Annotated in this window: 8 protein-coding genes and 1 tRNA gene; 5 read left to right on the top strand and 4 right to left on the bottom strand. The window is 62.6% G+C overall.

Translation table 11 applies throughout. The features are described from left to right. Positions 1 to 157: 157 nt before the first annotated feature. Genes MSL71_RS03425 through MSL71_RS03405 form a run of 5 tightly spaced genes read left to right on the top strand, consistent with a single transcriptional unit; the run spans position 158 to position 6,499 of the window. Complete coding sequence (locus tag MSL71_RS03425) at positions 158 to 1,171, top strand: GvpL/GvpF family gas vesicle protein (RefSeq protein ID WP_180137251.1); 1,014 nt, start codon at positions 158 to 160, stop codon at positions 1,169 to 1,171. A gap of 4 nt (positions 1,172 to 1,175) precedes the next feature. Beyond that, positions 1,176 to 1,823, top strand: coding sequence for a gas vesicle protein (locus tag MSL71_RS03420; protein WP_180137250.1), 648 nt, complete (start codon positions 1,176 to 1,178; stop codon positions 1,821 to 1,823). A 45-nt stretch (positions 1,824 to 1,868) separates the two neighbouring features. Further along, entirely contained in the window at positions 1,869 to 3,665 is a 1,797-nt protein-coding gene (locus MSL71_RS03415) for an Hsp70 family protein (protein ID WP_180137249.1), read from the top strand. Further along, on the top strand, positions 3,601 to 4,524 hold the full coding sequence (locus tag MSL71_RS03410) for an Hsp20/alpha crystallin family protein (RefSeq protein WP_180137248.1): 924 nt from the start codon (positions 3,601 to 3,603) through the stop codon (positions 4,522 to 4,524). The genes MSL71_RS03415 and MSL71_RS03410 overlap by 65 nt, the downstream gene beginning before the upstream one ends. Positions 4,525 to 4,579: 55 nt before the next feature. After that, positions 4,580 to 6,499 carry an ArsA family ATPase gene (locus tag MSL71_RS03405; RefSeq protein ID WP_180137247.1) on the top strand — a complete coding sequence of 640 codons (1,920 nt, stop codon included), beginning with the start codon at positions 4,580 to 4,582 and terminating at the stop codon, positions 6,497 to 6,499. Between the two features lie 41 nt (positions 6,500 to 6,540). Here MSL71_RS03405 and MSL71_RS03400 read toward each other — a convergent pair whose 3' ends face one another. From MSL71_RS03400 to MSL71_RS03385, 4 genes are all read right to left on the bottom strand, one after another. Continuing rightward, the gene (locus MSL71_RS03400) at positions 6,541 to 7,041 is read right to left on the bottom strand and encodes a thioredoxin family protein (protein ID WP_180137246.1); all 501 of its coding nucleotides are present in this window, start codon (positions 7,039 to 7,041) and stop codon (positions 6,541 to 6,543) included. 14 nt (positions 7,042 to 7,055) lie between these two features. Further along, positions 7,056 to 8,177, bottom strand: coding sequence for a permease (locus tag MSL71_RS03395; RefSeq protein ID WP_281374421.1), 1,122 nt, complete (start codon positions 8,175 to 8,177; stop codon positions 7,056 to 7,058). Between the two features lie 303 nt (positions 8,178 to 8,480). Then, positions 8,481 to 8,556 (bottom strand) — tRNA-Asn (locus tag MSL71_RS03390). Between the two features lie 72 nt (positions 8,557 to 8,628). Further along, positions 8,629 to 12,486: a response regulator gene (locus tag MSL71_RS03385; RefSeq protein ID WP_180137245.1), complete on the bottom strand. Its 3,858-nt coding sequence runs from the start codon at positions 12,484 to 12,486 to the stop codon at positions 8,629 to 8,631. Positions 12,487 to 12,498 lie beyond the last annotated feature (12 nt).

Raw genomic sequence — 12,498 nt, 5'->3', positions numbered from 1 at the left:
TGTTTCGGTAGATCCTTGAAATGATGACCTGAGACCTGTTTGTCAAACGTTGCACAAGTCTGGCCCCCGGCAGGGCCGCCGGAAGGCTGTTTTGAACTGAATCGTTACGGCATGTTTCAACCGGTTGAGCCACACCCACCCCAATGGTTTTCTGCCCATGAACCCCATCCTCAGAGAGCGAGTGTTGCAAGAGATCCGGAGCCTGCTTGACGCATACCGGCCGGAGATCCGGCGGCTTGTGCGGGAGGCCTTTGTTCCCGAACTGCAGCGGGTGATCCAGGATGAGATTGCCGGGGCGCTGGCCCCGGAGGCACCGGCTCCCCCGGTGCCGTCCCCTGTGGCTGATGCCCCGGCGGAGCCTAAGCCCTCTTCCCCGGAGGAGGCGCTCCGGGACCCCGGAGAGCCCGGAGAGGGGCGCTATGTCTACGCGGTGATCCGGGGAGAAGCGGGACCTGTGCTGGGCCCCATGGGCATCGACGGCAGGGAGGTCCGCATCATCTGGGAGGATGGCTTAGGGGCTGTGGTCCACGACTGCACGGCCGCACCTTACGAGTCCACGGACGAGGAGACCGTGAAGCAGTGGCTGTTTGCCCATCAGGGGGTCATTGACCGCGCCTGGAGAGAGTTCGGCGGGGTGATTCCCCTCTCCTTTGACACCATCCTGGCAGGGGGTGAGGCGCAGGGAACCGACGAGACCGTGGCGGCCTGGCTTCGCGACGGCCGGGATGATTTTTTGTCCATGCTGGACCGTTTCGCCGGGCAGGCCGAGTACGGGGTGCAGGTGTTCTGGGACGCTCCGGCCATGATGGAGACCCTTGCCCAGGAGAGTGAGAGCGTCCGCCACATGACAGCAGGGCTGGGGGACAAACCCAAAGGGGCGGCCTACCTGCATCGCCAGAAGATCGAGGCGATGCTGAAAAAGGAGCTGGAGACCAAAGCCGACCACTATTTCCGGGAATTTTTCAAGGACATCCAGGGGTGCGTCACCGAGGTCAAGATCGAGAAGACAAAAAAGACCGAGGACCCTGCCCGGCAGATGATCATGAACCTTGCCTGCCTGCTGCCCGAGGCCAGGAGCGGGGAGCTGGGCCGGGAGTTGGAACGCATCCAGGAGATGGTCTGGTTTTCCGTGACATTCACCGGCCCCTGGCCGCCCTACAGCTTTACGTGAGCCCATGGAGCCCGAAAATCACACCAAAGCCACCCTGGTGGATCTCCTGGACCGTATCCTGGACAAAGGGCTGGTGATCCATGCAGACCTGGTGGTCTCCGTGGCCGGGATTCCCCTCATCGGGCTCAACCTCAAGGCGGCCCTGGCCGGTATGGAGACCATGGTGAAGTACGGGATGCTCAAGGACCTGGACGAGAGCATGCGGGCCCGGGAACGCGACGCGCGTCAGCAAAAGGAGGCGTTGCTCCCCAACGGGGAGGCGGTGCTCTTTTCTGCCCACGGGGGATGGTATTGCTCCGAGGGGTTGCACCCGGCCTGGCGATACGGGCACCTCTACCTTACCCGGGAGAGGCTCTTTGTCTACCAGCACCCCTTTGAACGCATGCTTTTTGAGGCCCCTTTAAAGACCGTTGCCCGGTTCGGGGTACCGGAAGGCGCCGCATCCGAGGGCGAAGAGATTCGTGAACTCCACCTGGTGATGGTGGACGGCCGGATGGAAAAGCTCAGGTGCGGTGAGGCGTCCCGGCTCCGGGAGTGTCTGGCGCAGCGGGTGGAAGCCGGCGTCAGCCTCGACAAGGGGGTCTGGAAGTCCATCTGGCAGGGGAACCGGCCCGGGGATGATGCGCTTCCCATGGAGACGGTGTGCAAATAGGCGTGCAGGCATCTGCGTAACGCATCACTTACAATGAGGCAGCCCATGGACCGAGTCATCGGCATCGACCTTGGAACCTCCAACACGGTGGCCGCCGTGGTGGACAACGGACGGGCCCGCATCATCCCCAACAGGGAGGGCGAGCGTCTGACGCCGTCGGTGTATGCGGAGACCGAAGAGGGGCGCGGGCTTGTGGGGAGCGCGGCCAGGCAGCGGCTGGCAGGGGGCGGCGGCGATGCGGTCTCCAGCGTCAAGCGGCTCATGGGCAGCGGAAGGCAGGTGATGGTCCGGGGTACGCCCCGGTCACCGAAAGAGATCTCGGCGGCCATCATGGCCCGAGTCAGGGCCGACGCCGAGAAGGCCCTGGGCGGCCCCGTGACTCAGGCGGTGATCACCGTGCCGGCCTATTTTCATCACGCCGCCCGGGAGGAGACGCGCCAGGCGGGCCGGGACGCGGGTTTTGAGGTGCTCAGGATCATCAACGAACCCACGGCAGCGGCCCTGGCCTACGGCCTTCATCGTCAGGAACTCTCCACGGTGCTGGTGTGGGACTTAGGGGGAGGCACCTTTGACGTCTCCGTTCTGGAACTTGCCGAGGGCTTCTTTGAGGTGCGTGCGGTGTGCGGGGACAACCGCCTCGGCGGGGATGACTGGGACCGTCGCTTTGCCGACCACGTGGCCGCACGGATCAAGGCGTCATGCGGTGTGGATATCCGGGGCGACTCCCAGGTGCTGGCGCGGCTGGGGCTGGTGTGCGAAGGGGTGAAAAAAAGGCTGTCGGACAAGCCGGTGGCCAGACTCTCCCTGCAGCACCTGTCCGGAGCGCCCCGGGGCGTGGCGGCCTTTGAGGAGGTCATGGAGCGGTCGGTCTTTGAAGCGGCAACCGAAGACCTGGCGAACCGGCTCCTTGCCCCCACGGAACGCGCCCTCTCCGATGCGGGGCTTTCGGCCGATGATATCGACAGGGTCCTTCTGGTGGGCGGGGCCACCCGCATGCCCGGTATTCGGGCGCTTGCCGAGTCTTTTTTCCGTCAGCGCCCCTGTCTGGACGTCAACCCCGACGAGGTGGTGGCCATCGGGGCGGCGGTGCAGGCCGGGATCATCACCGGAGAGATCCGTGATGTGGTGCTGGTGGACGTTACCCCTCTGTCCCTCGGCATCGAGTCCCAGGGCGGGCTCTTTGCCCGCATCATCCCCCGGAACACCACCATCCCCACTTCGGCGCAGGAGCTGTTCACCACGGCCCGAGACGGTCAGGAAACCATGGACATTCACGTGCTGCAGGGGGAGCGGGAGATGGCTTCGGACAACATCAGCCTGGGGGCGTTTCAGCTCTCGGGCATCCCTCCCCTTCCCCGGGGGCAGGCCCACGTGGAGGTCTGTTTTTCCATCGATGCGGACGGCATCGTCACGGTCTCTGCCGAGAATCTCCAGACGGAATCCAGGGAAACCCTCTCCATCGACGCCATGAAGGAGATGAAAGATGAAGAGGTGAGCCGGGTGCTTGCCGATGCCGAGGCCTGTGCCCAAGGGGACCTGGAGAAGCGGGAACAGATCGAGGCCGCCACCCGGGCAGAGACCCTGATGCGGTCTGTGGAGGCCCTCTTGGAAGATCCCTCGGCCTCCATGGCCGAGGTCCTGGTCCAGAAGATTGAAGCCCATGTTGCCCTGTGCCGGGAGGCTCTGGAACGGGGCAGCGCCCTTGAGATCAGGAGCCGTTGCGCAGCGTTGCAGTCCCTTGTGTCCACCTCCGACCCCCATGCAAAGGAATCCGGCCATGAGACCCCGATTGAGCACCATGCCCCCTTTGACCAAACCCGCCCCGCGCCTGAAGCCCCATGAGACCCTGATCCTGAGGGACCAGGGGGGATTCAGGTCGCATCCGGGGGCAGGCTGGAAGGTGGTGGAGTGCCTGTTCACGGACAGGCGGTTGATTTTCTGGCAGCTCCGGAAGATTCTTCTGGAGATTCCCCTGGGGTCCATCACGGACCTGCGCCTGGGGACCTTCTATTATGTGCTGCGCAAGCGCCATGCCCTGGGGGTGTGCTTCCACCCCGGTGGAACCCTTCGTCCCCGGATGATCTGGTTCATTGTCAACGGGGCATCCAGCTGGAAAGCCAGGCTGTTCCAGATGGCCCTGCTGAAGGTGGATGAGGCCCTGATTGAAACCCTTGCCGAGAGGCTCGACGACAGCTGCCGGGCCATCCTCATGCACCTCTGGGAACAGGGACATGCGCGGATTGCGGACCTGGCCGAGGTCTGCGGCACAGACAACCACATGGACGTGTTGATGCACATCAGGGATGCCATCAACCCCGTGGCCGTCAAGACCATGGGCTGCCCGATCCTCAGTTTTGAACGCAAACGGGTGGACCCGGCGTCAGGGGAGACCGTCCTTTTCAGCTGGTGGCTTGCCGGCAGCCCGGAGAAGCGGGCTCCTTCACCGGAGCGCCTGCTGGATCTCTTTGACGAGGGCGGGCACTATCAGGTCATCATAGACGTCAAAGGGGTGGGGCGAAGCGATCTTCATGTGGGGGTGGAGGGCAGGGAACTGACCGTTGCGTCGCGCCATCCGGCGTCGCCGTGGGTGGAGCGGTTTGAGCTGCCTGAAAAGGTCGTGTTCGACGCCCACCGGGTAAACCTTAAAAACACCCTGCTTGAGATCTGCCTCCGGAAAGCCGAGGACGGTTACGAGGCCTGATTTTCCGTTTTTCCCGGCCGCCCATGGCCGGGACCGTCATGAACCCGCGCAGAGGATGCACTCTCCCATCAAACCCGACTACCTCCATAATCCCAACCTGAAGCTTCTTCTCTTCGGCGGAAAAGGCGGTGTGGGCAAGACCACCTTGTCTGCGGCTGCCGCCATCTCCCTTGCCGAAGCCCGCCCGGCCTCCAGGGTCCTTCTGCTTTCCACGGACCCTGCCCATTCCCTTTCCGATTGCCTGGGCATGGATGTCTCCCATGACATGACCCCGGTGCCCCTGAACGGGCAGGGGAACCTCTTTGCCCGCCAGCTCTGTGCGGAGACGCTGGCAAACCGCTTCAGGGAGCGCAACGGAGAGATTCTGAAGACCATCGCCGAACGGGGGACCTACTTTGACCGGGAGGATATCTCCGGGTTTTTCGCCCTGTCCATGCCCGGCCTGGACGAGGTGATGGCCGTCCTTGAGGTGGCCGACCTCCTGGCTGAGGGCGCGTGTGATCTCCTGATCCTGGACACGGCCCCCACGGGGCATACCTTGCGCCTCCTGGCCCTTCCGGAGCACATGCGCACCTGGATCCGGGTGATGGACCTGATGCTGCACAAGCATCGCTACATGGCATCGGTCTTCTCCGGGAAGAGGTACACCAAGGACCGGTGTGACCGTTTCCTTGAGACCCTGGGCCGGGATATCGAGGGGGTGGGAACCCTTTTCAGGAGTGGTCACCTGACCCGCTTTGTGCCGGTGATGACCCCGGAGCTCATGAGTTTTCGTGAGACCGAGCGGCTGGTGCAACACCTTGAAGCCGACCATATTCCGTGTCGGGAGATCCTCGTGAACCGGGTGGACCCGGCAGGCAACGCTGGGATTTTTGGGGAGATCAAGGCGAGGTTCCGCCAGTATGGCCTGGTTCTGGTGCCAAAGGAGGGGGCAGAGGTGAAAGGGCTCCCCGGCCTGAAAGCCCTGGGGGCCCGCATGGAGGGGGAAGGGCCTGAGACTGGGCCTGTGGTCCCGAACCCCTGGGATAAAGCCAAGGCCCCGGACCACGCAACGGAACCGATCCTTTCGGGGCTCTGTGACTCTGCGGTGTGTCGGTTCCTTCGCTACGGGGTGGCCGCCGACCTGGAGGTCATTGTGGTGGGGGGCAAAGGCGGCGTGGGGAAAACCACGGTGGCGGCATCCCTGGCGGTTCAGCTGGCCGATTGCTTCAAGGGAAAACGCTTTTTGATTGTCTCAACGGACCCGGCCCATTCGCTGTCCGATGCCTATCACACGCCCATCGGAGACCGGGTCACGCCCATAACAGAGAACCTCTCGGCGTATGAGATCCATGCCGATGGGTTGTTTGAGCGTTTCAAAGAGGGGTACCGCAAGGAGATCCAGGCGCTTTTCAAGCGGTTTGCAGGGCGCGGCATGGATATCGCCTTTGACCGTGAGGTGATGGCAGAACTTCTTTCCCTGGCCCCATCGGGCCTCGACGAGATCATGGCCCTGGATGCGGTGATGGATGCCAGGGGGGACGGCGCCCATGACATCCTTATACTGGACGGCTCGCCCACCGGTCATCTGTTGCGATTCCTGGAGATGCCCGGTCTGGTGAGGGCATGGCTCACGGCCTTTTTTGCGGTGTTGAGAAAGTACCACGGGGCGGTGAAGCTGACGGCAACCATCGAACGGGTCCTTGACCTGTCCCGGCGTGTCCGGAGGATGCAGGGGGCGCTGCAGGACAGGGAGAAGACCGCCTTTGTCTGCGTGACCCTGCCTGAAAGCATGGTCCTTGCCGAGACGGATCGCCTGGTGGCATCCGTGGCCCAGGCCGGGATCTCCTGCCAGCACCTTGTGGTGAACCGGGTGACGCGGAAAGAGGACCTGGAAGCTGCCGGTGCCCGTTTCTCCCGGTTGGAGGTTACGGGGATTCCCGAACAGCATGCTGCCTTGCACTGCCCGGGGGGAACCCCGGTAGCCAGGGCCTGACCTCCCTATAATTAAAGATGCGGGCGTCCCAGGGGGGATTCTCAGGTGTTGGCTGCGGCCTCCGTAAGCCAGGCTGTCAGCCTGGTTTTGGAGGGCACCTTGCCCACGGCTTTGACCTCGCGGTTGATGATGAGGGCAGGGGTTCCCATGACGCCGTAAGATGCAATCTCCTTGAGGTCCCGGACATGGTCGAGGTCGGCCTCGATACCGGCCTCGGCCATGACGGTCATGATCTCTCGCTCCAGGCGCTCGCATTGGGGGCATCCCGGCCCCAGGACCTTTATTTCAAGGATGCCTTCGGTCACTGCGTCCTCCTCCGGTGCGCCGATATGCCGGAGGTAGGCCCTGTGAAAGGCTTCTTCATAGGTGGGGGCGGCCGCCGGGGCGATGTAGTTTTGTGCCGATAGTTTTTCAAGGAGAAACCTTCCCGCCTTGGTGTCGGGGGTGCCGTTAAATCTCTCTGCTGCCTCGGCAAGGGCCTCTTTGAGGCCCCGGATGCCGATGGTGTGTTTGCCGACGCGTAGTTTCGTGATGTGATCCATGCTGAATACCCGTGCTATGCAATGATGAGGTTGAAGAGGTATCCCACCAGGAGGATGCCGGTGCCCACCACCCCGATGAAGGTGGCGATCAGGCGCGGCTTCAAAACCTTTCGGAGGATGATGATCTCGGGAAGGGAGAGGGCGATGACCGACATCATGAAGGCCAGGACGGTCCCTAGGGCCGCGCCTTTGCCCAGGAGGGCCTGGACAATGGGAATGATGCCCGCGGCGTTGGAGTACATGGGGATGCCCAGAAGAACCGACAGGGGCACGGACCACCAGGCCGACTTGCCCATGAACCCGGCCATGACCCCTTCGGGGACGTAGCCGTGGATACCGGCTCCCACAGCGATGCCCAGGATGACATAGAGCCACACTTTGCCGAGGATCTCCCCCACGGCCTCGACGCCGGAGCCGATCCGATCCCCCCAGGTCAGTTTGTCTTCAGCCATGGGACCGGCCCCTGCCTGGATTTCGTGGACCCAGGATTCCAGGTGGCCTTCCATGTTGAGTTTGCCGATGACCCACCCGGCGATCATGGCGATGGCCAGGCCGGTGCCAAGGTAAAGGGCCGCCACCTTCCACCCGAATAGGCCGTACAGAAGAACAAGAGCGATTTCGTTGACCATGGGAGCGGCAATGAGAAAGGAGAAGGTCGCCCCCAAGGGGACACCGGTGGTGACAAACCCCAGGAAAAGGGGGACCGCCGAGCAGGAGCAGAAGGGGGTGACGATCCCCAGCAGTGCGGCCAGGATGTTTCCGGTGAAAGCGCCTTTTCCGGCCAGCATGGCCCGGGTTTTTTCCGGGGTAAAAAAAGAGCGGACAATCCCCACGGCAAAGACCACCAGGGTGAGGAGCATGAGCACCTTGGGCACTTCGTAGATGAAGAAGGCAAGGGCGCTTCCCAGGTGGCTTTCCCGGTCAAAACCTGTCAGGGCGGAGAGAAGGGCGGTACCGGCCTCGGCCAGGGGGGCCAGGTTGAGGTAAACGACAAACCAGAGGGCGATGCCCAGGGCACTTGCCGTGATCATGGAACGTGTTTTTGATTTTTCTTCCCCGGGGACGTTGGCGGTGTCACGGGGCGTTGCCTCTTTTTTGCATGGGCACTGTGTGTTTGTCAGGAGCTGGTGGGTCATGGCCGACCTCCTATTTGTCTGTCTGTGAAACTATATATCGCCATTTAACGATTTAATTGGGCGGATGTTTCCCTGCAAGGGAAAGGCGCAGGCCAGTCTTCGTCATGTGGCGGCGGTTTTATATAAATCGTTATTTGTGAATATAGCTATTTAGTGGGCGCTGTCAAGGCGTTTGATTCCATGAAGGGGCCTTTTTAATGTCGCCATCTGGGGTTGGCCGGGTGACACAAACAAAAAAACCCCGGAGGCTTAAGCCTTCGGGGTTTTCATATATCGGCTCTGTCCGAAACGGACAGTTGTTTTTGGCTCCCCAGCACGGATTTGAACCGCGGACCCAGTGGTTAACAGCCACTTGCTCTGCCGACTGAGCTACTGGGGATCAGTCAAAAGACTCGGACTATTTAGTGTGATTTGTCGGTGGTGTCAATAGAAAAATGCATGCCCATGGCCTTTAGCTGTCCAGGACCTTCCGGACCTTGGCTGCAAGGTCCTCTGAGGTAAAGGGTTTTTGAATAAACGAGGTGCCGTGGTCGAGGACACCCCGGCGGCTGATGACGTTGTCCGTGTACCCGGATACGTACAACACCTTCAGGGTCGGTGCAAAGGTCACCAGGTGGTCGGCCACCTCCTTGCCGCTCATGCCGGGCATGATGACGTCGGTGACCAGAATGTGGATGGTTCCGGTGTGGGTCTTGAAGCGTGTGATGGCCTCTTCGCCATGACTTGCCTCCAGGACGGTATAGCCCTTGCCGGCCAGGATGCGCCGGGCGGTTCGCCTTACGCTCTCTTCGTCTTCCACCAGCAGGATGGTTTCGGTGCCCCGGGAGCTGGGTTTGGGGGCCGGGGCCCGGGGTGGTGCCGGGCAACTGGTGGATTCGTCTACCCGGGGCAGGCAGACCCGGAAGCATGTCCCTTGTCCCGGCCTGCTCCGGACCCGGATGTTTCCCCGGCTCTGCTTGACGATACCGTAGACGGTGGCAAGCCCGAGACCCGTGCCTTTGCCGTTTTCCTTGGTGGTGAAAAACGGGTCAAAGATGTGGGCCTGGGTCTTTTCGTTCATGCCTTCCCCGGTATCGGTCAAGACGAGCATCACCATGGGGCCCGGCGGCCGGGCGCCGGGGCCTGGGGGCTCTGCGTCGTCGGTGACGTTGCGGGTCTCGATGGTGAGGGTTCCCCCGCGGGGCATGGCGTCCCGGGCGTTGACGGCCAGGTTGGCGATGATCTGCTCCATCTTGCCCTCGTCTGCCCGGGTGTTGCCAAGGTCCGGGGCGAGGCGTTTTACGAGCTTGATATCTTCTCCGATGATGCGGGAGAGCATTTTTTCCATGCGGGAAACCACCGTGTTCAGGTTCAGGCAGGTGAGCCGCATGGGCTGCCTGCGGCCGAAGGCCAGGAGTTGACGGGTGAGGCGGGCGCATCGATCGGCCGCTTCCTGGATTTCGCGGATGTCCTCGTGCATGGGCTCTTCCGGGGAGAGGTCGTTGAGGAGCATGCCGCTCACCGCCAGGATGGGGGTCAGGGCGTTGTTGAAGTCATGGGCCACCCCACCGGCCAATCGTCCGATGGCCTCCATTTTCATGGCCTGGTGGAGCTGCTCTTCCAGCTTTTTGTGCTTGGTGATGTCCTGGAATGTTCCGGTCAGTTTTTCAACCTTGCCCGCAGGGCCCGCGGCACGGCCCGTGACGCGGGCCTGGAGGTTCCGGCCCCCCGCCGTGGTGACGTGGAGCTCCAGGTCAAAGGGGGTGGCTGTTTTTCGGCAGGAGGCAAGGGCTTTTTCCATGGCTGGCCTGGATGTGGTGTCGCAAAACGCCAGGGCTTCGGCAAGGGTCACGGGTTTGCCTTCGGGGATCTCGTGGATGCGGTAGGTCTCCCGGGTCCAGCGCATGGCTCGGGTCGACAGGTCCAGCTCCCAGCCGCCCACCTTTGCCATGGCCCCCATTTCGTTGAGCAGGGTTTCGCTCTCCCTTAGGGCTCCTTCCACACGGTTTTTTGCCAGGGCGATGCCGATGCTTGTTCCCAGGCCTTCAAAGAAATGGATCATCTCCCGGTTGAAGCAGCCGGGCCGGGAGTCCCCTAAGTGGAGCAGGCCCAGGATCTGTTCATCCGCCTTCAGGGGGATCAGGGCCACCGATTGAAACCCCTGGACGCTGCAGAGGTTGCGGGGGCAGGCTTCTTGTATGGGGGAGGGGGCGGGTTGGCCCCAGGTTTCGGTGCTGTTGGTCCAGAAGCTCCCCCCGTCGGTGAACCCGGGGGGCCGGGGGACGGTTCCTCCTGAGAGCACCCGGCCGCAGAGGCCGTCCAGCAGGGCCTCTCCCTTGCTGTTTCGAAGGGCGCTCCCGTCGGCGCCACGCCTGCACAGGAGGGCCTCGGCCTGAACAAAGTGTTCGGAGAACCCCTGGGTGTGGCCGTAGGGGCACTCGTCGCCGTCCCGCAATCGGATGCCCAGGGCCTCCACATGGGTGCTGCGCCGGATGATGGAAAGGATCTCTTCCAGAAAGTCCGGCGAGCGCTCCTTGCGGTTGAGAAGCTCCAGCACATCCCGGGCCAGCCGGTCCCGGCTTCGAGAACGCCTTGCCTCCAGCATGGTCCCCATCCGACGGGCCAGGTTGTCTATGAGTTCCCTCTCTTCCTTGAGAAAAGGGCCTTCGTCCAGGGGCGGGCACTCTTTGAGGACAAAGACCTCCACCTGGCCCACCTCTTCCCCTGAGACCAGGATATCTGCGGAGAGGGTCCAGGGCGTTTCCCGGAAGCCCGTGCTGGTGAACCGGTGGCGGTGGCAGGTGATGCGGGCGCAGGTGAGTTCCGGGTAGAACCAGCCCGCGGGGATGATGGAGACCACCTCCTGCAACACCTCCCTGATGGGGGCGTTGGAGTCCGCCGCGATGCGGGACACCTCGTAGAGGCAGTGGAGCTCCTTAACCCGTTCGGTGAGGGCCCGTGTCTTCATCATGAGGGCCGCCTCCGAGGCTTTGAGCTTGCCGATGTCGTGGCTTGACCCCACGATACCGATGGGGGTGCCAGCGTCGTCCCTCACCACGGCAAAGGTGGCCGACGCCCAGGCCGAAGAGCCGTCTTTTCTCGTGAACTCGATCTCCATGGTGATGGAGAGCTTTTTCAGGGGATCGGTGAGGCTTTCCGGGGTGATGGTGGTGTTGTACGCCTCCATGACCCGTCGGTAAGAGTCCGGGGTCATCTGCTTGGACAGGGGCAGGCCTTTGAGTTCATCTGCGGTGTACCCGCGGCTGCGCGCGGCGCTGATCCAGATGGGGTACAGGTTCATGTCCATGAGCCAGATCACGTCCCGCATGTTGTCCAGGACCATGCGAAGCCGAAGCTCTTTTTCGATGGTGTGCAGGGCAAAGGCGAGGTCACCCCCGGCCTCCTCCAGGAGGCTCAGTTCGTGCAGGTCGCTTGCCAGCTGACGCGGCATGGCCAGGGTCATGAGACCATAGACCCTGTCGGCGTGCTCCAGGCGGATGGTGATGGCGGCGTGGTCGCGGCTCTTGCCGGACAGGGGGCACCCGGCGCAATCGCCGTGGGGGAGGCGCGTGAGAACAGGGGTCGGCTGGATCAGGGCTTTTTCATAGCATCGGGACAACGTGCCGGCTTTGAGGTTGTCCAGAAACGGGGGAAAGGCGTTGCCGAGGCCGGTTTCCGCAGCGGTTTCCAGTTTTCCCGAGGCATCCAGCAGGGTGATGAAGGCAAAGTGGAACCCCCGGGTTTCGATGAGTTTTCGGCAGGCGTCCCGGATGAGGCGGGCGGGTTTTTTCTCCCGGACGATGAGCTGGTTGACGTGGCGGATGCCCAGGAGCACGGAGTTGAGGTGGCTGAGCTGGAGGGTGCGCGCCTCCACCATCTGCTCAAGCTGCCTTCGGTGGGTGTCGAGTTCCAGCAGGGTCCGGACTTTCCCAATGAGGATGGCCGGGTCAACGGGCTTGACGATGTAATCGATGCATCCGGCCTCATAGCCCTTGAAGGCCTGGTGCTCATCTGCTGTGGCGGCGGTGTTGAAGATGATGGGGAGCACCCGGGTCCGCTCCTCTTCCCTGAGGATTGCCGCCAGTTCGTAGCCGTCCATGCCCGGCATCTTCACATCCACGACGGCCACGGCAAAATCGTTGTCCAGGGTGGCCACAAGGGCCTGGTTGCCGCTTGAGGCTTCGATGATCTCCACATCCAGGCAGGCGAGGGTTCTCCTGAGGGCAATGAGGTTCTCCTGCTTGTCGTCGACAATGAGGATCTTCTGCCTGTGCGTCCAGGGGCAGGGGTCTGTGGGGGCGGCGCTGGGCATGTCTGTGGTGTGAGTCATCGAAGGGTCCTT

The sequence above is a fragment of the Desulfoluna butyratoxydans genome (genome assembly GCF_900699765.1).
GTDB lineage: Bacteria > Desulfobacterota > Desulfobacteria > Desulfobacterales > Desulfolunaceae > Desulfoluna > Desulfoluna butyratoxydans.
This window is presented reverse-complemented; position numbering and strand designations above follow the sequence as displayed.

What these genes read in the sequence shown, in the direction of transcription:
- MSL71_RS03395 (WP_281374421.1), bottom strand. Translation starts at nt 8,177, where the DNA reads ATGACCCACCAGCTCCTGACAAACACACAGTGCCCATGCAAAAAAGAG.
- MSL71_RS03425 (WP_180137251.1), top strand. Translation starts at nt 158, where the DNA reads ATGAACCCCATCCTCAGAGAGCGAGTGTTGCAAGAGATCCGGAGCCTG.
- MSL71_RS03405 (WP_180137247.1), top strand. Translation starts at nt 4,580, where the DNA reads ATGCACTCTCCCATCAAACCCGACTACCTCCATAATCCCAACCTGAAG.
- MSL71_RS03385 (WP_180137245.1), bottom strand. Translation starts at nt 12,486, where the DNA reads ATGACTCACACCACAGACATGCCCAGCGCCGCCCCCACAGACCCCTGC.
- MSL71_RS03420 (WP_180137250.1), top strand. Translation starts at nt 1,176, where the DNA reads ATGGAGCCCGAAAATCACACCAAAGCCACCCTGGTGGATCTCCTGGAC.
- MSL71_RS03400 (WP_180137246.1), bottom strand. Translation starts at nt 7,041, where the DNA reads ATGGATCACATCACGAAACTACGCGTCGGCAAACACACCATCGGCATC.
- MSL71_RS03415 (WP_180137249.1), top strand. Translation starts at nt 1,869, where the DNA reads ATGGACCGAGTCATCGGCATCGACCTTGGAACCTCCAACACGGTGGCC.
- MSL71_RS03410 (WP_180137248.1), top strand. Translation starts at nt 3,601, where the DNA reads ATGAGACCCCGATTGAGCACCATGCCCCCTTTGACCAAACCCGCCCCG.